The organism is Promicromonospora sp. MEB111 (genome assembly GCF_030209445.1).
Classification (GTDB): Bacteria; Actinomycetota; Actinomycetes; order Actinomycetales; family Cellulomonadaceae; genus Promicromonospora.
This window is the reverse complement of sequence record NZ_JARVSD010000008.1, coordinates 275,107-293,884: the sequence shown is the minus strand read 5'-3', so window position 1 is coordinate 293,884 and position 18,778 is coordinate 275,107. Positions and strand designations below refer to the sequence as shown.

At 72.6% G+C, this 18,778-nt stretch carries 16 protein-coding genes and 1 pseudogene; 8 read left to right on the top strand and 9 right to left on the bottom strand.

Going from position 1 to position 18,778, the window contains the following annotated elements; translation table 11 throughout:
* Positions 1 to 23: 23 nt before the first annotated feature.
* The 3 genes from QRN56_RS10180 to QRN56_RS10170 are packed head-to-tail and all read right to left on the bottom strand — an operon-like array spanning position 24 to position 3,192.
* A complete protein-coding gene (locus QRN56_RS10180) occupies positions 24 to 941 on the bottom strand; it encodes a type II secretion system F family protein (protein ID WP_285102861.1) in 918 nt (305 codons plus the stop codon).
* Complete coding sequence (locus QRN56_RS10175) at positions 938 to 1,795, bottom strand: type II secretion system F family protein (protein WP_285102859.1); 858 nt, start codon at positions 1,793 to 1,795, stop codon at positions 938 to 940. The genes QRN56_RS10180 and QRN56_RS10175 overlap by 4 nt, the downstream gene beginning before the upstream one ends.
* Positions 1,795 to 3,192, bottom strand: coding sequence for a TadA family conjugal transfer-associated ATPase (locus QRN56_RS10170; protein WP_285102857.1), 1,398 nt, complete (start codon positions 3,190 to 3,192; stop codon positions 1,795 to 1,797). Before QRN56_RS10170 ends, QRN56_RS10175 begins: the two co-directional genes overlap by 1 nt.
* A 180-nt stretch (positions 3,193 to 3,372) precedes the next feature.
* On the opposite strand from QRN56_RS10170, the gene QRN56_RS10165 reads away from it, so the two are divergent.
* Positions 3,373 to 4,659 carry a pyridoxal phosphate-dependent aminotransferase gene (locus QRN56_RS10165; RefSeq protein ID WP_285102855.1) on the top strand — a complete coding sequence of 429 codons (1,287 nt, stop codon included), beginning with the start codon at positions 3,373 to 3,375 and terminating at the stop codon, positions 4,657 to 4,659.
* Here the strand turns inward: QRN56_RS10165 and QRN56_RS10160 are convergent.
* Entirely contained in the window at positions 4,656 to 5,273 is a 618-nt protein-coding gene (locus QRN56_RS10160; protein ID WP_285102853.1) for a LysE/ArgO family amino acid transporter, read from the bottom strand. The genes QRN56_RS10165 and QRN56_RS10160 overlap by 4 nt on opposite strands.
* 90 nt (positions 5,274 to 5,363) lie before the next feature.
* On the opposite strand from QRN56_RS10160, the gene QRN56_RS10155 reads away from it, so the two are divergent.
* The gene (locus QRN56_RS10155) at positions 5,364 to 6,290 is read left to right on the top strand and encodes a LysR family transcriptional regulator ArgP (protein WP_285102852.1); all 927 of its coding nucleotides are present in this window, start codon (positions 5,364 to 5,366) and stop codon (positions 6,288 to 6,290) included.
* A 97-nt stretch (positions 6,291 to 6,387) separates the two neighbouring features.
* Positions 6,388 to 6,993 (top strand): LysE/ArgO family amino acid transporter, encoded by a 606-nt coding sequence (locus QRN56_RS10150; protein ID WP_285102850.1) that lies wholly within the window; start codon positions 6,388 to 6,390, stop codon positions 6,991 to 6,993.
* A 27-nt stretch (positions 6,994 to 7,020) separates the two neighbouring features.
* On the opposite strand, the gene QRN56_RS10145 is transcribed toward QRN56_RS10150, so the two are convergent.
* The 4 genes from QRN56_RS10145 to QRN56_RS10130 form a co-directional block, all read right to left on the bottom strand.
* On the bottom strand, positions 7,021 to 8,313 hold the full coding sequence (locus QRN56_RS10145; RefSeq protein WP_285102848.1) for an LCP family protein: 1,293 nt from the start codon (positions 8,311 to 8,313) through the stop codon (positions 7,021 to 7,023).
* Positions 8,314 to 8,504: 191 nt separating this feature from the next.
* Complete coding sequence (locus tag QRN56_RS10140; RefSeq protein ID WP_285102829.1) at positions 8,505 to 9,731, bottom strand: LCP family protein; 1,227 nt, start codon at positions 9,729 to 9,731, stop codon at positions 8,505 to 8,507.
* Between the two features lie 53 nt (positions 9,732 to 9,784).
* On the bottom strand, positions 9,785 to 12,034 hold the full coding sequence (locus QRN56_RS10135) for an esterase-like activity of phytase family protein (RefSeq protein ID WP_285102827.1): 2,250 nt from the start codon (positions 12,032 to 12,034) through the stop codon (positions 9,785 to 9,787).
* Positions 12,035 to 12,127: 93 nt separating this feature from the next.
* Entirely contained in the window at positions 12,128 to 13,384 is a 1,257-nt protein-coding gene (locus tag QRN56_RS10130) for a multidrug effflux MFS transporter (RefSeq protein ID WP_285102825.1), read from the bottom strand.
* Positions 13,385 to 13,524: 140 nt separating this feature from the next.
* Between QRN56_RS10130 and QRN56_RS10125 the strand changes: the two genes are divergently transcribed.
* Positions 13,525 to 14,280 carry an SOS response-associated peptidase gene (locus QRN56_RS10125; protein WP_285102823.1) on the top strand — a complete coding sequence of 252 codons (756 nt, stop codon included), beginning with the start codon at positions 13,525 to 13,527 and terminating at the stop codon, positions 14,278 to 14,280.
* 104 nt (positions 14,281 to 14,384) lie between these two features.
* Positions 14,385 to 15,395 (top strand): PDDEXK nuclease domain-containing protein, encoded by a 1,011-nt coding sequence (locus tag QRN56_RS10120; RefSeq protein ID WP_285102822.1) that lies wholly within the window; start codon positions 14,385 to 14,387, stop codon positions 15,393 to 15,395.
* On the opposite strand, the pseudogene QRN56_RS10115 reads toward QRN56_RS10120, so the two are convergent.
* Positions 15,382 to 15,885 (bottom strand): annotated as a pseudogene (locus QRN56_RS10115) (HAD family hydrolase); the annotation flags it as partial. The gene QRN56_RS10120 and the pseudogene QRN56_RS10115 sit on opposite strands and share 14 nt — an antisense overlap.
* Before the next feature lie 85 nt (positions 15,886 to 15,970).
* Here QRN56_RS10115 and QRN56_RS10110 point away from each other — a divergent pair.
* The 3 genes from QRN56_RS10110 to QRN56_RS10100 all read left to right on the top strand — a co-directional run bounded on the left by QRN56_RS10110 (position 15,971) and on the right by QRN56_RS10100 (position 18,767).
* Positions 15,971 to 16,180: a hypothetical protein gene (locus tag QRN56_RS10110; RefSeq protein WP_285102821.1), complete on the top strand. Its 210-nt coding sequence runs from the start codon at positions 15,971 to 15,973 to the stop codon at positions 16,178 to 16,180.
* 83 nt (positions 16,181 to 16,263) lie between these two features.
* The gene (locus QRN56_RS10105) at positions 16,264 to 17,952 is read left to right on the top strand and encodes a lysyl oxidase family protein (RefSeq protein WP_285102820.1); all 1,689 of its coding nucleotides are present in this window, start codon (positions 16,264 to 16,266) and stop codon (positions 17,950 to 17,952) included.
* A gap of 17 nt (positions 17,953 to 17,969) precedes the next feature.
* Positions 17,970 to 18,767, top strand: a complete 798-nt coding sequence (locus tag QRN56_RS10100) for a crotonase/enoyl-CoA hydratase family protein (RefSeq protein ID WP_285102819.1) — start codon at positions 17,970 to 17,972, stop codon at positions 18,765 to 18,767.
* Positions 18,768 to 18,778 lie beyond the last annotated feature (11 nt).

Here is an 18,778-nt window from a genome sequence, read left to right as displayed (position 1 = left end):
GCAGACTCCCTGGCGGAGTCATGTCAGAGCCCGATCCGGAGGGTGGCCAGGCTGGGGAAAACAGCGAAGACGACGGTGACCGGCAGCACGAGGAACACGACCGGCACCATCATCAGGATCTCCTTGCGGCCGCCCGCCTCCAGGAGGGAGCGGCGGCCCGCCTCTCGGACGTCGCGCGCCTGGGCGCGCAGCACGTCCGCGAGCGGGGTGCCGCGTTCCAGCGCGACGACCACCCCCTCGGCGAACCGGGACAGGGGTGGCAGCCCGGAGCGGTCCGCGAGCGCGGTGAGGGCGGCCGTCACGGGTGCGCCCGCGCGGACCTCGGCGACCATGCGGCGGATCTCGCCCGCCAGCTCACCCCGCGCCGTCGACGCCACCCGTTCGAGCGCGGCGGGCGGGCTCTCCCCCGCCGCCACGGCGAGGGCGAGCAGCTCCGCGATGGTCGGCAGCTCGGCGAGCAGCCGCTCCTCGCGTCGCCGCACCCGCAGCGTGAGGGCCTGGTCGCACGCCACGTAGCCGCACCCGCCCGCGACGGCGACGAGCACCACCAGCGGGACGGCCGCCGCGCCGCGCGTCGCCGCGAGCACCAGTGCGAGGCCGAGGCCCGCCGCGAGCCCGCCCACCGTCCAGACCACCTGGCGGGCCCGGAAGTGGTCGACCGTCTCCGCGGACCCGGCGCGGTCGAGCCGGCGGCGGATCTCCTCGCGGGGTGCGCCGAACCGCTCGAGGCGCGCGCCGATGTCGTGCAGGCCGAGGAGCCGGACCACCGCCGAGGTGCGGCTGGCCTCGCGCAGGAGCGTCGAGGTCGCGTCGCGCGGGCGCAGGTAGGGGGCGAGCCGCTCGTCGAGGCTGACGGCCCGCGCCCGCAGGCGGGACAGCACGACCAGCACCCCCGTCGCGACGCCGAGCCCCACGAGCGCCCCGGCCGCCCAGGCGGTCACCGGAGCACCCGGCGCTCGGCGGGCAGGCGCCCGATCCGCAGCATCAGCCGGTAGGCGACCAGGGCGCAGAGGCCACCGGTGACGAGCACCGTGACGCCCGCCGGCGAGTCGTAGGCACGCGCCGTCTCCGGCCGGGTGGAGAGCAGGGCGAGGACGACCCACGGCCCGGCGACCGCCACCCGCGCTCCGTTGACGGTCCAGCTCTGCCGCGCCTCGAGCTCGCCCCGGGTGGCGGCGTCCTCGCGGAGAAAGCCGCTCAGGGTCCGCAGCAGCCGGCCCAGGTCCTGGCCGCCGACCTCCCGGGTGAGGCGCAGGGCCTCCACGATGCGGTCGGCCACCGGGTCGGCGAGGCGCTCCTTGAGCGCGTCCAGGGCGTCGCCGAACCGGCCGCCGGCCCGGTAGTCCTGGGCGAAGCGGCCGAAGGGTTCGCGCAGCTCGACCGGACCACGGTGCGCGAGCTGGGCCACGGCCTCGGGCAGCGACAGCCCGGCGCGCACGCCGGAGGCGAGGTGGTCCACGACCTCGGGCCACACCTCCCGCAGCGCCCGACGGCGGTGGCGCGCCCGCGCACGGACCAGCACCACCGGGCCGGGCGCGGCGAGCAGCGCGAAGCAGGCCGCGATCGCCGGCGAGCGGGTCAGGGCGAGCGCCACGAGCAGGGTCACGACGCCGAGCGCCACGCACGAGCCCACGAGCATCGCGGGGGTCACGGAGGGCGCCCCGGCCTGGGTCAGCAGGTCCCGGGTGCGCATCTGCCAGGTCACGCGGCCCGCGGGGCGTGGCGTCGGGGCCCAGAACGACCACCAGACGCAGAACAGCCCGGCACCCAGGAGCAGGCCCACCACCACGCCCATCAGCGGGTCGCCCAGGGGCTCGCGCCGGCCCGGGCACCCGCACGACCGCCCACCGCCGCACGCGCACCCACTCCTCCCACGCCGACCCACGGACCGGCGACGGCACCGCGCGCGGAGCGTGTCCCCGGCAGGGGCGCGTCCGGCGCCAGCGCCCGGGGGTCGGCGAGCAGCGCCCGGACGTCGAACCCGGCGCGCTCGAACCGGTCCTCGCCGGGCGGCATGCCGTCGCCGCGGCACAGGTCACCGTCGGCGTCCCGGTCGAAGATCCCGGCGGTCTCGATGCGCCCCTCCTCGACGCGTCCGGTCACCGCGACGATCTCGCGGACCTGGCGGCGCACCACGCCGTCGGCCGCCCGGGTCAGGCCGAGGTGCACCACGAGGTCCACGGCGGAGGCGACGGTGGGCACCACGAACCGGTCGGACACGTTCTCGCCCGCGAGCAGCGGGAGCGTGGTCATCTTCGCGACGGCCTCCCGCGCCGTGTTGGCGTGCAGCGTGCACATGCCGGGCACCCCGCTGTTGAGGGCGATCAGCAGGTCGAACGCCTCCGCCTCCCGGACCTCGCCGATCACCAGCCGGTCCGGGCGCATCCGCAGGGCCTCCTTGACCAGGCGCCGCAGGGGCACCTCGCCGGTGCCCTCGAGGTTGGCCGGGCGGGTCTGCAGCGCCACGTGGTCGCGGACAGGGAGCCGCAGCTCCCAGACCTCCTCGGCCGAGATGACCCGCTCGGAGCCCGGGATCGAGCCCGCCAGCGCATTGAGCATCGTGGTCTTGCCCGACTGGGTCTGGCCCGACACGAGCACGTTCAGCCCGGCCCGCACGGCGGCGTCGAGGAAGGTCGCGGCCTGGGCCGTGAGCGAGCCGAGCCGCACCATGTCCGCCAGCGAACGGGCCCGCACCACGTGCTTGCGGATGTTCACGGCCCAGGCCGCGCGCGTGATGTCGGGGATGACGACGTGCAGGCGCTCCCCGCCCGGCAGCCGGGCATCCACGAACGGGCTGGACAGGTCGAGACGCCGCCCGGACGTCTTGAGCATCCGCTCCACGAGGTCGCGCACCTGCTCGTCGGTCAGCACCGTGCTGGTCAGCTCGGACACTCCGCGCCGCGCGACGTAGACATGGGTCGGGGCGTTGAGCCAGACCTCCTCGATCTCGGGGTCGTCGAGGTAGGGCTGCAACGGCCCGAACCCACCCACGGCGTCGGTCACCGTGCGGGCCGCCGCGTCGGGATCGTCGAGCGGCGGCACCACGCCGACGCTCGCCCGTGTCGCGTAGTCGCCCACCGCGTCCGTGACGAGGCTCGACAGCCCCTCCCGATCACCGATCGGGTCCAGACCCCTGCGCCGCACCAGCTCGCGTACCTCGTGCTCGAGGATCCGCGCCCCCTCATCGCCCATGACCGGCAACGCTAGATCCAAACGTTCATCTCCGCAGGCCACCCTGTGGATAACTTTCCCCAGAAGCCGGAGTTATCCACCTAATCCACAGAGTTGTCCACAAAGGTGCAGGTAGAGCGGGTTGTCTGGGATGCCCGGAGATGAACCCGCGGTGGACGGGCGGTGGATATCGTCTAGCCCATGAACGCCCATCCTTCATCCGGCAGCGACTCCGAGCACGACTCCGGCAGCGACTCCTCCGGCCGCGGCACGGACCGCTGGCAGGCCACCGCGAGCGCCGCCGGGCTGCTGGCCGACGACGGCAGCGTCGCCGTCACGATCTTCGCCGAGATGTCGGCCCTGGCCGTCCGCACGGGTGCGATCAACCTCGGCCAGGGATTCCCCGACGTCGACGGCCCCGAGTACGTCAAGCAGGCGGCGATCAAGGCGATCGAGGCGGGTCGCAACCAGTACGCCCCCGGCGACGGCGTGCCGGAGCTGCGTCAGGCCGTCGCCGAGCACCAGAAGCGGCACTACGGGCTGGACGTCGATCCCGACACCGAGGTGCTGGTCACCACGGGTGCCACCGAGGCACTGACGGCCTCCGTCCTGGCCCTGACCCGGCCGGGCGACGAGGTGCTGACGCTCGAGCCGTTCTACGACTCGCACGCGGCGGCGATCGGCATGTCGGGCGCCACGCACGTGACCGTCCCGCTGGTCCCGGGGCCGGAGGGTTTCCGGCTCGACGTCGACGCCCTGCGGGCGGCGGCCACCGACCGCCTGCGGATGATCCTGCTCAACTCCCCGCACAACCCGACCGGGACGGTGCTCACGCGGGACGAGCTGGCCGCCGTCGCCGCGGTCGCCCGGGAGCACGGCGCGATCGTGGTGACCGACGAGGTCTACGAGCACCTGACCTTCGGCGCGGAGCACGTGCCGATCGCGACGCTGCCGGGGATGGCCGAGCGGACGCTGACCATCTCGTCGTCGGGCAAGACGTTCTCGTTCACCGGCTGGAAGGTGGGCTGGGTACACGGGCCGGCCGACCTGGTCACGGCGGTGCGGACGGTCAAGCAGTACCTGACGTACACCTCGGGTGCGCCCTTCCAGCCCGCCATCGCGCAGGCCCTGGCCGACGACGACGCGCCGCGCGCGCTGGCCGCCTCGCTGGCCGGCCGCCGGGACCTCCTGTGCGCGGGTCTGGAGGCCGCCGGCTTCATGGTGACGCGCCCGGCCGGCACGTACTTCGTGATGGCCGACGCGTCCGCCGTGCTCGCGCGGCTCGGCCTGCGCGACGGCGTCGAGCTGTGCCGCCGCCTGCCCGAGCTGGCGGGGGTCGTGGCGATCCCGGCGTCGGCGTTCTGCCGCGCGGGCTCCCCGACGGCGCAGGCCCTGGCGAACCATGTGCGGTTCACCTTCGTGAAGCGCGAGGAGGTGCTGCGCGAGGCGGCGACGCGCCTCGCGGGCCTGGGGATCCCCCTCAGCTAGCCCGTGACCAGCGAGATCGCCACGGCCAGCATGATCAGCGCGATCACGCCGTCGAGCACGCGCCACGCGTTCGGGCGCCGCAGCACGGGCGCGAGCAGCCGAGCGCCGTAGCCGAGGGCGGCGAACCAGGCGACGCTGGAGACCATCGCCCCCGCGGTGAACCACCAGCGGGTGTCGCCGTAGGTCGCGGCGACCGAACCCTGCAGCACCACGGTGTCGAGGTACACGTGCGGGTTGAGCCAGGTGAGCGCCAGCGCCGTGAGGACGACGGGCTTGAGGCGCCGGCCGGGACCGTCGCCGAGGGCGCCGTCGTCCGCGGCGGCGAGCGTCGTGTCGCCCTTGACCGCGCGCCAGGCCGCCATGGCCCCGTACCCGAGCACGACGGCGGCACCCAGCCAGCGCACCACCACCACGGCGTCGGGCCAGCGCTCGACCAGCGGCCCGAACCCGGCGGCGCCGGCCGCGTAGAGCGCGACGTCGGAGGCCGCGCAGATCGCCGCCACGACGCCCACGTGCTCACGGCGCAGCCCCTGACGCAGCACGAAGGCGTTCTGGGCTCCGATGGCGACGATGAGCGAGAGGCCGAATCCGAGTCCGGCGAGCAGGGCGAGCATGCCTCCACGCTAGGCAGCGGAACCACCTGAAGGCCAGTTCATGTTTCTCAGCCCGCATAAGCAGAACTGAAGATGCGCCAAACTGGCTCCATGCGATGGGACTCCCGCCAGCTCGAGGCGCTGGCCGCCGTGGTCGCCGAGGGCTCGTTCGACGCCGCGGCGCGCGCCCTGCACGTGACGCCCTCGGCGGTGAGCCAGCGCATCCGCGCGCTGGAGAACGCGGCGGGCAGCGTGCTCGTGCGGCGCGCCCGGCCGGTCGTCGCCACGCCGTCGGGCCAGGCGCTGCTGCGCCTCGCCCGGCAGACCGAGCTGCTCGGCGCGGAGGTCGCCGCGGAGCTGGGCGCGCACGGTACCGACGACCCGCCCGACGACGCCGACAGCGGCGCGCCGGACCGCCTGGTCACCGTGCCGCTGGCGGTCAGCGCCGACTCCCTGGCCACGTGGGTGCTGCCCGCCCTCGCCCAGGTCGAGGGCATCACCTTCGACCTGCACCGGGCCGACGACAGCCGCACCGCCGACCTGCTGCGCGAGGGCGTGGTCATGGCGGCGGTCACCTCGCAGACCGCGCAGGTGCAGGGCTGCCGCAGCACCCCGCTCGGGATCATGCGCTACCGCCCGGCCTGCACGCGCACCTTCGCGGAGCGCTGGTTCCCCCAGGGCCCGACGCCGGAGGCCCTCGCCGCCGCGCCCGTCGTCGTCTTCGACCGGACCGACGACCTGCAGGACGTCTACCTGCGCGCCCGCGCGCCGCACGCGCGGCCGCCGCGGTTCCACGTGCCGAGCACCGTCGAGTACGAGGAGACCATCCGCCTCGGGCTGGGCTGGGGCATGCTCCTGGAGCAGCCGGCGATCGGCGGCCTGCACACCGGTACCGGCGGCGGCATCACGCTGCTGGAGCCCGGCTACGTCCTGGACATCCCGCTCCACCTGCAGCAGTGGAAGCTGCGTTCGGCCGTGCTGGACCGGGTCACGGCAGCCCTGCGAAAAGAAGCGACACGCAAGCTCCTGCCGGCGTGAAATCTGGACGTACCCCCATCATTAGCCCCCTTCCAGTCCTTCCGCACTTCCGAATCATGAACCGGACATGCTCTGTCCGACTTCCTACGGTTCAGGCATGCTCTCAGCGCTCGCCGGGATGGCCTTCGGCCTCTCCCTCATCGTCGCCGTCGGTGCGCAGAACATCTTCGTCCTCCGCCAGGGCCTGCGGCGCGAGCACGTGGGTCTCGTCGCGGGCATCTGCGCCGTCAGCGACTTCGTGCTCATCTCGGCCGGGGTCGGCGGGCTCGGGACCCTGATCCAGAGCGCGCCCATGGTGGTCGAGATCGCGCGGTGGGCGGGCGCCGTCGTCGTGCTGGTCTACGGGGGCATGGCCGCCCGCCGCGCCTGGAAGGGCCAGCAGGTCGTCATGGGGCGGCACAGCATGACGTCGCGGACCGTGGGCGCCGCCGTCGCCACCACCCTCGCGCTGACCTGGCTCAACCCCCACGTCTACCTCGACACCGTGGTGCTCGTGGGCGGCCTGGCGGCGACGCACGGCGACGACCGGTGGTGGTTCGGGTTCGGCGCCTGCCTGGCGAGCACCGCGTGGTTCGTCGCGCTGGGCTACGGGGCCCGCTACCTCGCGCCGCTGCTGGAGAAGCCCGGCGCCTGGCGCGTGCTGGACAGCGTGGTCGCGCTGACCATGGTGGTCGTCGCGGCCACGCTCGTCCTGGGCGCCTGAGCCCAGGACGAGCGTCCGGCCGACCCGTCAGGCGCAGACGCCGTCGAGCAGTACCTCGGGGCTCGGGCTCGGCTTCGGCGTGGCCGGCTCGGACGCGGTGCCGTCGGCCTCGCTGGTGTCACCGGTCTCGGCGTCGCCACCCTCCGTACCCTCGGCGTCTCCACCGGCGTCCGCGCCCTCCTCGGCCTCGCCACCGGCGTCACCGGCCGTGTCGCCCTCCTGGGCCTCGCCGCTGGGGCTGCCCGAGGCGGCCGGCTCCGGCGTGTCCAGCACGACCTCCTCCGGCGGCTGGTCGGCGGCGATGCGAGCGAAGATCTCCGCGGCCTCCGGCCCCCAGCCGAGCCCGCCGACGCCGCCCTCGGTGGTGTCGTAGACCGGGATCTTGGTCATCACGATGTTGCGCTTCTCGATCTCGCGCAGCGACCACGCGAGACCGGCCACGCTGCCCGGGTTGGCGATCGCCGGGTCGGCGCTCAGCGAGCCGAGGGCGGCATTGATCAGGCGGAACGTCTTGGTCGGGTCCGCGAGCGTCTCGGCGGACAGGATCTGCCGCATCGTCGCGTTGATGAACGCCTGCTGACGCTCGATGCGCGTCAGGTCGCTGCCCATCTCGAGCCCCATGCCCGTGCCCTTGCGCACGCGCAGGAACTGGATCGCCGTCTTGCCGTCGAGCAGGTTCTCGCCCGCGGGCAGGTCGATGCGGGCGGACTTCGGGTTGCCGTGCAGCGCCTCGGGCAGGCACATCTTGACGCCGCCGATCGCGTCGACCACGTCGATCACGCCGTTCATCTTGACCACCGCGTGGTTGGTCACCGTCACGCCAGTGATCGCGTTGACGGTGTTGATGGTGCACGCGGCGGCGTACTTCATGTCCGTGCCGCCGCTGCCGACGGTGAACGAGGCGTTGAACTTGTCCCGGTACGGCTGCGACTGGCTGCCGTCGGGGAGCTTGCAGGACGGGATGTCGACGAACGTGTCGCGGGGCAGCGACACGACCTCCATCCACTGCCGGTCCGCCGAGATGTGCACCAGCATCGTGGTGTCCGAGCGCATGCCGGAGACCGTGCCGCCGATGTCGGCGTTCGTCCCGTCCCGGATGTCCGTGCCCATGAGGAGCAGGTTGACGGCCTGGTCCTTGAACGGGTCGGACGGGTCCTTCGGCTCGACCACCTCGGTCACCAGGCCGTCGAGGTCCTGGACCTCGATCTGCGAGATCGCGTTGTGGTACGCCGTCGCGGCCGCCGCGGAACCGAAGGCCATCACCCCGACCAGGCCCATCGTGACGCTGCGGAACACGAGCGCCTTGCGCCAGCTGCGCACGTGGCGCGGCTGACGTTCACCCGTGCGCGCATGTCGGGGAACCCCGGGAATTATCTCGCCGACAGGTCGCACTGCCGTCCAGAAGTCACTCGCCACGCATCGGAGACTAGGGCCTCAGTGCAACAATCGTGTAAATAAGTCGCGCCGTTCCCAGGCAGCATCCAGGCCGCGCCAGGGATCCGGCCCGCGGTTCAGTCCGCGCAGACGCCCGGCAGCAGCGAGGGCGAGGGCGACGGGCTGGGCGTGTCGGACGGCGTGGTCGCACCGCCGTCGTCCGTCGCCTCGTCGGTGGGCTCGTCCGAGGCGCCGTCCGACGGCTTGTCCGACGACCCGCCGGCCACGGGCGCCGCGCTCTCGTGGCCGGGCGGCGGGTCGTCGGCCGCGAGGCGCTCCCAGATCGCCGTGGCGTCCTCGGTCCAGACCACCCGGTTGGGGTCCGTCGGCGCGGCCACCACCGGCAGCTCGGTGAACACGATCTCAGCCGGGTCGATGTCGCGGATGCTGAACGCCAGGCCCGCGAGCGCCGCCGGGTCGGCCAGGCCGGGGTCGGCCGAGATGGCGCGCAGCACCGCCTCGATGGTGCGGTACAGCTTCGGCGAGTTGGTCACGATGTTCTGGGCCAGGATCTGGCGCACCAGTGCGTCGACGAACGCCTGCTGGCGGTCGATGCGGGTCAGGTCGCTGCCCTGTTCCAGGCCCAGGCCGGTGCCGTGCCGTGCCCGGAGGAACCCGATGGCCTGGCGGCCGTCGAGGGTCTGCTCGCCGGCGGGCAGCTCGAACCGGCCGTACGCGGGATTCTGGACGAGCGGCTCGGGCAGGCACATGCGCACCCCGCCGAGGGCCTCGACGACGTCGACCACGCCGTCCATCTTCACCACCATGTGGTTGGTGACGGGCACGCCCGTGAGGGTCTGCACGGTCGAGATGGTGCAGGCGGCGGCATGGGTGAGGTCCTCGGCCGCACCGCCGCCGATCGTGAACGCGCTGTTGAACATGCCGTACGTGGCGCCGGACTCGGTGCCGTCGGGGAGCTTGCACGACGGGATGTCGACCAGCGAGTCGCGCGGGATCGAAACCACCTCGATGCGGGACCGGTCGCCGGAGATGTGCACCAGCATGGTGGTGTCCGACCGCATGCCGCCGTCGCCCGCACCGGCGATCTCGGTGTTCTCGCCGCCGCGCAGGTCGGTCCCCAGCACGAGGATGTTCAGGCTGCGGCCGGTGAACGGGTCGTCGGGGTCCACGGACGGCGTCGGCCCCTTGACGAGACCCGAGACGTCGCTGACGCCGATCTGCTGCTTGAAGTCGAGATAGGCGGCCGCGCCGCCCGCGACCACGAGGGCGAGCGCGCCGACGACGACGAGCGCCGCGGCGCGCGCGACGCGATGACTGCGCTGGTGACGGAGGTGCCGGGGCACATACGGAGCATAAGCACGTACCCCGGCACGAGGCCTGTTAAGTCACCCGGAGATCACCTGACCGCGGCGGCGCCGAGGTCCGGGTTGTCCGAGAAGAACCCGTCCAGTCCCGCGTCCAGGAAGACGCGGATCTCACCGACGAGGTCGCCGATCCCGTTCGGGTCGGCCGACGAGCGGAACTCCGCCGGCAGGAACTGGTTCTCCCGGCGGAAGGTCCAGGTGTGCACCTCGAGACCCGCGCGGTGCGCGTCGCGGATCACGCTGCTCGGCGCGCCGAGCGTGCCGTCGGCCGTGCGCGGGATCAGCACGTTCTTCTCGGCGCCGATCCCGTCGGCGTACGTCGCGATCTCGCGGAGCCCCTGCCGGGTGACGAGGTCCGCGTAGGTGCGCGGGTCGCCGTCGGCCACCAGGTCGTAGGGCGCGCCGCTGCTGCTGACGAGCTGGCCGAGCGGCACGTCGGTGAGCTCGTCGAGCTCCTGCAGGTTGCCGACCTCGAAGGACTGCACGATCACCGGCGCGTCCTCGTCGTCGAACCCGTTGCGGCGCAGCTCGGCCACCAGCGGCTCCTCCAGGGACAGGCCCACCGAGTCGAAGTAGGTGGGGTGCTTGGTCTCCGGGTAGACGCCGACGGGCGCGCCGTCGCACGTGCGGCTGTTGCGGGCCAGGTCGAGCACCTCGTCGAGCGTCGGAATCAGGTACAGCCCGTCGAACGCGGTGTTCTGCGGCCGGACCTGCGGCAGGCGCTCCTTGGCGCGCAGGGTGCGCAGCTCGGCGAGCGTGAAGTCCTCGGTGAACCAGCCGGTGATCCGGGTGCCGTCGATCGTCTTGGTGGTGCGGCGGCCGGCGAACTCGGCGTGGGCGGCGACGTCGGTGGTGCCGCTGATCTCGTTCTCGTGCCGGGCGACCAGCACGCCGTCCTTCGTGGAGACCACGTCGGGCTCGATGTAGTCGGCGCACTGGTTGATGGCGGTCTCGTAGGCGGCGAGGGTGTGCTCCGGCCGGTAGCCGGAGGCGCCGCGGTGCCCGACGACGGTGACGCCGTCGTCCGTGACGCGCTCCTTGCGCAGGTCCACCAGGGCCATCTCGGTGTCGTCCGGGGTGCCGGTGACCCGCGCGTCGTTGCCCGGGTAGTTGTTGTCGTTGCCGATCAGCAGCGTGTCACGGTCCACGAACAGGACGGTCTCGAAGGACTGCGCGGGCAGGGCGAACGTCTCGCCCAGGCCGTAGCCCTCCCCCGCGTCGATGCCGCGGGGGTTGTCGATCCGCAGGGCGTCGACCACGAGCTCCTTGCGCACGAACCCGTCGCGGTCCTTCGTGCCCAGGTCGATCTCGTAGACGCGCTTGGTGACCGCCTGGTCGCCCTCGAAATCGTCGCGCTCGATGAGCAGCATCGTGTCGCGTCCGGTCGCGTACGCGTCGCCGATCACGTCGGCGGGCTGGTCGGTCTGGTAGGCCCAGCGCTTGCCCGTGTACTCGCCGCGGCGGGTGTCGAACTGGTAGATCCAGCGGCGGCGCGGGTCGGCGTCGTTGGCCAGCGCGCCCTCGACCACCGGGTAGAGGTAGCGGCCGATGCCCGCCATGGCCTCGAAGCCGCGGCTGCTGCCCACGTTGGGCGTCTCGCCGGGCTCCAGGTACGGGTTGCCGGGCGACTTGCCGTCCGGGAACTCGTACGGGGCCTCCAGCAGGGTGCCGTCGGCGTCGAAGTGGAGCAGGAACGGGCCGAACTCCTCGCCCACCCACAGCGTGCCGTCGGCGGCGCGAACCAGGGACTCGATGTCGAAGTCGGCGCCCGTGAGCAGCCGGTCGGTGGTGTCCTCGTTGACGATGTCGAAGTCGAGCACGTCGTTGCGGTCGTTGTACTCGATGAAGTCGAGCACCTCGATCTCGCCGTCGCCCGAGCCGCGGCGGTTCGTGTCCCACTGCGGGCGCACCAGGTAGTTGCGCAGCAGGAAGTCGGCGGAGTTGCCCTTGGCGCCGAAGCCGTTGTCGGGCTGGGCCCAGAACGTGCCGTCGTGGTTGTCGACCATCGCGGAGAAACCGGGGATCACCTGGCCGTCCCAGGGTCCCTGCCGTCCGTTGCCGGGGCTGGCCGCGGCGCCCGACGGCGGCCCCTCGGCCAGGTGGTCGGCGGACAGGGTGGCGCGACCCGCCAGGGTCGCGGCGAGGTGGGTGCCGCCGTGGTGCTCGGTCGCGGGGCCGGGCCGGGGCGCGGCGGCGACGGCGGCGGCCGCCGGCAGCAGCAACGACGTCGCCGCCGCGGCGGCCACCACACGCGCGGCGCGGGTACGCAGGGGTGTGCTCATGGGGGCGAGCCAAGTGGGCGCACCGGAAATCCCGGTGAATCCGGCGCTACCTCCCGGTGAACTCTCGGGCGGGTCTCAGCGCCCGGGCGGGTCTCAGACCGGCATGTGCCAGCCGCCGCGCCGGAACGCCGGGGTGGCGGTCGCCAGGACGAGGATCGCGAGCGTCACCGCCGCGAGCATCACCAGGGCCATGGCCGTGGCGTCCCCGCCGAGGAACCCGCCGAGCGAGCTCACCGTGCCCGCGACCAGGGACTGGATCGCGCCGATCATCGCCGCCGCGGTCCCGGCGATCTCGCCGTGCCGCGACAGCGCCATCGCGGACGCGTTCGCCGGGACGAGGCCCTGGAACGCGAGGACGCACCACAGGGCCACGAGCAGACCGATCAGCCCGCCCGCGCCGGTCAGGACCACCACGAGGAGCACGACGACCAGCACCGCCTGCGCCACCACGCCGAACCGGAGCAGCCGGACCGGCGCGACCTTGCGCACCAGAGCCGCGTTGACCTGCGCGGACAGGACGAGCCCCACACCGTTGATTGCGAACAGCAGGGCGAACTGCCCCTCGCTGAGCCCGAACTCCTGCTGGAAGATGATGGGCGAGCCCACCACGTAGCTCATGAGCACACCGAAGCCCAGGCCCGGGATCACGGCGAGGGCCAGGAAGTGCTTGTCCTTCAGCAGGCGGCCGTAGCCACCCGCGACCGTGCGGAATCCACCGGTGAGCCGCTTGACCGGCGGGTGGGTCTCCGGCATCAGGCGGAGCACCACGAGCGCGAGCACGGCGCCCATCACGGCGAGCACCGCGAACACCCAGCGCCAGGTGCCGTGCGCCAGCACGAACGTGCCGAGCGTGGGCGCGAACATCGGCGCCACGCCGATGACCAGCATGAGACGGGAGAGGATGCGGGCCGCCTCGGCGCCCACGAACCGGTCGCGCACCACGGCGACCGAGGCGACGCCGGCGGCCGCGTTGAAGAAGCCCTGCGCGAGTCGGAGGACGATCAGCAGCGGCATGCTCGTGACCACGACGCACAGCAGCGAGATGACGACGTGCAGCGCGAGGCCGATGAGCAGCGGCGTGCGCCGGCCGAACCGGTCGGAGAGCGGGCCGATGACGAGCTGGCCCACGCCACCGCCGATCAGCATGCAGGACACCGTGAGCTGGGCCAGCGCCTCCGTGGACCCCAGGTCCAGGGCGACCTGCGGCAGCGCGGGCAGGTACATGTCGACGGTGAAGGCGGGCAGGGCCGACAGGGCCCCGAGCATGAGGACCCACTTGACGGTGGACCGGGAGGACGCTCGGCGCGCGGGCACGACTGGGGAGACGCCCGACGGCGCGGAGGTTGGCATGGGCACGATGCTATCGAATCGATACGACGATGAGAAGCGTGATCTCGCTCTCCGGTCATGTGTTCGCCCGGAGTCCACCATGGACGACGGCGCGCCGGCCGCGCCCCGCGAGTGTCAGTGGCTCGGGGCATGCTGGTCCCATGTGCGGACGCTTCGCCTCCTTCACCCAGACCCAGGATCTCGCCGACGAGCTCGCGATCGCCGAGATCGCCGAGGACGCCCGGCTGCTGCCGCCGTCCTGGAACGTTGCGCCGACGGACCCGGTGCGGATCGTCGTCGAGCGGGCGGCCCGTGACTCCACGGAGGTGACGCGCTCCGTGCGGCTCGCCCGCTGGGGGCTCGTGCCGTCCTGGTCCAAGGACCCGAGCGGTGGCGCGCGCATGATCAACGCACGCTCCGAGTCGCTGCTGGACAAGCCGGCGTTCGCCAAGCCGTTCAAGGTGCGGCGCTGCATCGTGCTGGCCGACGGCTACTACGAGTGGCGCAAGCTGGCGCTGCCCTCGTCGGGCTCGAAGAAGGTCCCGAAGCAGCCCTACTGGATCCACCCGGCCGAGGCGGACGTCGCGGCCTTCGCGGGTCTGTACGAGTTCTGGCGCAACCCGGCGGCGAGCGAGACCGACCCCGACCGCTGGCTGGTGTCGACCACGGTGATCACCCGGCCGGCGTCCGAGAGCATGACCCCGATCCACGACCGCATGCCGTTCGTGCTGCCGTCGAGCGCCTGGGACCAGTGGCTCGACCCCGCGGTCGGGGACGCGTCCAGCCTGCTGAAGCTCGACAACGCGCCGCTGACCACGCTGCCGGTCGGCGACGCCGTCGGCTCGGTGCAGAACGACGGACCGTCGCTGATCGAGGAGGAGTCGGAACCGAGGGACCCGGAGCCGGTCCGGGTCTGACAAACGGGCCGAACACGCGCAAAACGCCTAGTCCTCGATGTGGTTTCGTTGCATATACGCAACTGGACTGGCAGATGTCGAAATTCCTCTACAGGCTGGTGCACGTGACTATCGACACCGGCAACTTCTCTGCGCCCGACGGCTACGGAGAGTTCATCGCGGACCTGAAACGACGGGTCCGCACCACCCAGTTCCGCGCCGTCCGCGCCGCCAACACCGAGGTTCTGCGCCTGTACTGGTCCGTGGGCCGCGGCATCCTCGACCGCCAGCAGGGCGCGGGCTGGGGCGCGAAGGTCGTGGACCAGATCTCGGCGGACATGCGGCGCGAGTTTCCTGGTCAGCGGGGTTGGTCGACCCGAAGCCTGAAGTACATGCGCAAGCTTGCGGACGCCTGGCCCGACGAAGCCGAGTTCGTGCAGCAAGCTGCTGCACAAATGCCGTGGGGCCATCTGATGCTCCTCCTCGACAAGCTCGACACGCGCGACGACCGGGAGTGGTACGCCGCCAAGGCAGCAGCTCACGGCTGGTCCCGGGCCAGCCTCGAGTTCGAGATCAAGACGGACCTCAGGAAGCGTCTCGGATCCGCCCCGTCGAACTTCACGGCGACCCTCGACGCCGCCGACTCCGACCTCGCCCAGCAAGCCGTCAAGGACACGTACGTCTTCGAGCACCTCGACCCCGACGAGCACCGCGCCGAACGCGACCGCGAGCGGGCGCTCATGGACCGCATCCAGGAAACGCTGCTGGAGCTCGGTCGGGACATGGCGTTCGTCGGCCGTCAGCACCGAATCGAGGTTGGCGGCGATGAGTTCTTCGTCGACCTGCTCTTCTTCCACGTCACCCAGCTGCGCTACGTCGTCGTCGAGCTCAAGGTCGGCAAGTTCCAGCCCGCTCACATGGGCCAGATCGGCACCTACGTCGCGATGGTCGACGGCCGGCGTCGGCCCGGTCAACGGTCTGAGCAACGGGCGCCTACGCCGCCGGCAGCACCTCGGCCAGGGTCCGGATGCGGTCCGCGATCTCCGGGTACCGGTCCTCGCGGTCCAGCAGCACCGCGCCGAGCCCGGCGTCGAGCGGCCCCTGGTAGTCCTTCTCGACGTCGTTGCCCACCATGAGCACGTCGGCCGGCGCCACCCCGAGCACCTCGCACGTCGCCGCGTAGGCGCGCGGGTCCGGCTTGCCCGCGGGCAGGTCGTCCGAGGCGACGACGACGTCGAGGTGCGCGGCCAGCCCCGTGCGGTCGAGCTTGAGTCGCTGGTGGGCGCTGTCGCCGTTGGTGAGCAGTGCGACGACGAGGCCGGCGTCCCGCACGCGGCGCAGCGCCGGGACGGCGTCGTCGAACGCCGTCCAGGCCTGCTCGTAGCGCGACAGGTAGCCGGAGAACAGCTCGTCGGCCTCGTCGTCGGTGGCGTCCGCCCCCAGGAACTCGCGCACGCGGACGCGCCGCTGCTCCTGGAACGTGATCTCGCGCCGCTGGTACCGGCCGTAGGCCTCCTCGGCTATGCCACCCCACGCCCTGACCAGCTCTTCGGGGTCGTCGTGGTCCAGACCCAGCTCGGGGAGCCAGCCCAGGAGCGCCGTCCGAGAGGCGCCCTCCTGGTCCACGAGTGTGTCGTCGAGATCGAAGAGAACGACTTTCAGCACGCTCGCATCGTGTCACACGCCGGTCTATGCCCCACCCGTCACCCCGATGACCTGGCCGTTCACCGCGGTGTTCGCCCCGGAGCCGAGCCAGACGACGGCGGAGGCCACCTCGGCGGCGTCGATCAGCCGCCCGAGCGAGAACGCGACCGACCTGCCCGCGGACGCCGCGACGTCGGAGGCGCTGGACCGGCTCGCCGGGCGCCGGCCGGGCGCGCTGCGCGCCGTCTGGCCTGCCCGGACAACATTCACCGGGTGAATTCTGCGCGCCCGCCAACGAACCGGCCGTCTCGTGCGTCCCTAGCGGTGACAGGTTCCTGTCCTCACCGATCTGGGGGATCCATGACCGCACCACGTTTGTCCCGCCCGTCGCCGCGCCTGCTCACCATGGGCGTCGCCGTCGTGCTGGCCCTCGGCCTGCTCGGCGAGGGCGGCGCGACCAACGCCACCGCCTCCGCCGCGCCGATCGCGACGGCACCGGCGGACGCCGCGCCCACCGCGCAGCGCGGCCTGCGCTTCGCCCCGGCGGCGAGCACCGTCGAGGCCTACAACTACGACGGCTGGGTGTACTTCGACTCGGGCGTCTGGCTGGCCGCCTACGGCGAGGGCTACGAGTTCTGGGCCAAGAAGGCCAAGCCCTCCGCCCGGGCGACGCTCACCAAGACCGTGATCCGCGGCGACGAGCGCACCACCACGAAGGCCCCCGCCGCGATCGTCGACGGGCTGGACGGCTTCAAGAAGGGGCTCACGGTCCAGGTCACGGACTCGACGGGCAAGGTCCTGGTCAAGAAGTCCCGCAGCCTGTGCCTCAGCGGCACGGAGCGCCAGCGCGTCGAGCCGACCGGCAACACCGAGCCGATCTACCCCATGTTCTGCGGCGGGGACTGGTTCACCAAGTCCACCGTGTCCGGGATCGAGCAGGGCTGGGCGACCAAGCTGGACACGTACTTCGAGCTGAAGACCACGCGCAAGAACCTCCGGATGACCGTGACCATCAGCGACCCCGTCGCGGACTTCCTGGGCCTGCCCGCCGGGAGCCGCTCCGTGTCGCAGCGCGTCAAGGTGATCGACGAGTGCACCGTCGTGGACTGCGGCGAGGTCGGGGACGCGCTCCTCGGGGCGCCCGTCGAGGGCTTCAGCACGCTGGCGGAGGGCGACGCGGCGTCCGCCCACGCCGACGAGGTGCGGGCGCTGGCGAGCGGCGCCCACGGGTCCCACGGCGACGGGGCCGGGACCTCGCACCGCGCGAACCTCTTCACCCTGCAGGGCGGGAGCCAGGAGCACGGCGGCGACCACCCCGCGCTCGGCCAGCCGGGGTCGAAGCCGTCGAACAAGGCCCCCGCCGAGGACACGCTCCCGGACCTCCTGTCGCTGCCCGCGTGGCAGATCGGGATCGAGCGGTCCTCCGGCGCCGACCGGCTGACCTTCAACGCGAACGAGTGGAACGCCGGCCCGGCGCCCCTGGTGGTCGAGGGCTACCGCAAGGGCTCCGCTGAGGTCATGGACGCCTACCAGTTCTTCTACCGGGACGGCAAGGAGGTGGGCAGCACCAGGACCGGCAAGATGAAGTACCACGCCGCCCCCGAGCACGACCACTGGCACTTCCTGGACTTCGCGAGCTACGAGCTGGTGAAGCCCGACGGCACCCTGGTGACCACCAGCGGCAAGCAGTCGTGGTGCCTCGCGCCCACCAACGCCGTCGACCTGTCGGTGCCCGGCGCGACCTGGCGGCCGGAGGCGACCGGCCTCGACAGCACCTGCGGCGACCGGTCCGCGCTCTGGCTGCGTGAGGTCCTGCCCGTGGGCTGGGGCGACACCTACAACCAGACCCAGACGCAGGCGTTCAAGCTGACGGGCGTCAAGAACGGGACCTACCAGATCAAGATCACCGTGAACCCGAACGGCGCCCTGCACGAGCTGACGACGGACAACAACGTCAGCTACCGGACCGTCGTCCTGGGCGGCAAGCCCGGCAAGCGCACGGTGACGGTGCCGCCGTACGAGGGCGTCGACACGGAGGTCGTGAACTAAAACGTAGGCTGCGGCCCATGAACGCCAGCAGCACGACCGGCATCCCGTCCGGGAGCGGTGTCTCGTGCACCCTCTCGGACGGGATCGCCGACGTCCGGCTCGACCGGCCCGACAAGCTCAACGCGCTGTCGCTCGGCATGCTCGGCGAGCTCCGGGCCACCGCACGCCGCCTGGGGCGCGAACCCGGGCTGCGTGCGGTCGTCGTCTCCGGCAACGGCCGCTCGTTCTGCGCGGGGCTCGACCTCGGCTCGGCAGCGCGGAACCCGGCGGCGGTCGCCCGTGCCTTCGTGCCGACGCCGCGGGGCACCAACCTGTTCCAGGAGGCCTGCTGGGCCTGGCGCCGTCTGCCGGTCCCGGTGATCGCAGCCGTGCACGGGCACGTCATCGGCGCGGGCGTGCAGATCGCCCTGGCCGCCGACCTGCGCCTGACCACGCCCGACGCCCGCTGGTCCGTCAAGGAGGTCGAGCGCGGCCTGATCCCCGACATGTCCGGGATCCGCGCGCTGACGCAGCTCGTGGGCATCGAGACGGCGAAGCGCCTCACCTTCACGGCCGAGGAGTTCTCGGGGGCCGACGCCGGACGGCTCGGCCTGGCGGGCACCGTCACCGACACGCCCCTGGACGAGGCGTTCGCGCTCGCCGGCCGCATCGCGGAGCGGCGGCCCGAGGCCGTGGCGGCGGCCAAGCGGCTCTTCGACCGCCGCTGGTCGTCGGGCGACCGGCGCACGTTCGCGGCCGAGCGCCGCGAGCAGCTCCGGCTGCTGCCCGGCGCGATGCGGGCGCTCCAGCGAATGAAGGGCGGTCGGGCCGGCTGACGACGGCCACG

What these genes read in the sequence shown, in the direction of transcription:
- QRN56_RS10175 (WP_285102859.1), bottom strand. Translation starts at nt 1,795, where the DNA reads ATGGGCGTGGTGGTGGGCCTGCTCCTGGGTGCCGGGCTGTTCTGCGTC.
- QRN56_RS10170 (WP_285102857.1), bottom strand. Translation starts at nt 3,192, where the DNA reads ATGGGCGATGAGGGGGCGCGGATCCTCGAGCACGAGGTACGCGAGCTG.
- QRN56_RS10165 (WP_285102855.1), top strand. Translation starts at nt 3,373, where the DNA reads ATGAACGCCCATCCTTCATCCGGCAGCGACTCCGAGCACGACTCCGGC.
- QRN56_RS10160 (WP_285102853.1), bottom strand. Translation starts at nt 5,273, where the DNA reads ATGCTCGCCCTGCTCGCCGGACTCGGATTCGGCCTCTCGCTCATCGTC.
- QRN56_RS10155 (WP_285102852.1), top strand. Translation starts at nt 5,364, where the DNA reads ATGCGATGGGACTCCCGCCAGCTCGAGGCGCTGGCCGCCGTGGTCGCC.
- QRN56_RS10150 (WP_285102850.1), top strand. Translation starts at nt 6,388, where the DNA reads ATGCTCTCAGCGCTCGCCGGGATGGCCTTCGGCCTCTCCCTCATCGTC.
- QRN56_RS10135 (WP_285102827.1), bottom strand. Translation starts at nt 12,034, where the DNA reads ATGAGCACACCCCTGCGTACCCGCGCCGCGCGTGTGGTGGCCGCCGCG.
- QRN56_RS10130 (WP_285102825.1), bottom strand. Translation starts at nt 13,384, where the DNA reads ATGCCAACCTCCGCGCCGTCGGGCGTCTCCCCAGTCGTGCCCGCGCGC.
- QRN56_RS10125 (WP_285102823.1), top strand. Translation starts at nt 13,525, where the DNA reads ATGTGCGGACGCTTCGCCTCCTTCACCCAGACCCAGGATCTCGCCGAC.
- QRN56_RS10110 (WP_285102821.1), top strand. Translation starts at nt 15,971, where the DNA reads ATGACCTGGCCGTTCACCGCGGTGTTCGCCCCGGAGCCGAGCCAGACG.
- QRN56_RS10105 (WP_285102820.1), top strand. Translation starts at nt 16,264, where the DNA reads ATGACCGCACCACGTTTGTCCCGCCCGTCGCCGCGCCTGCTCACCATG.
- QRN56_RS10100 (WP_285102819.1), top strand. Translation starts at nt 17,970, where the DNA reads ATGAACGCCAGCAGCACGACCGGCATCCCGTCCGGGAGCGGTGTCTCG.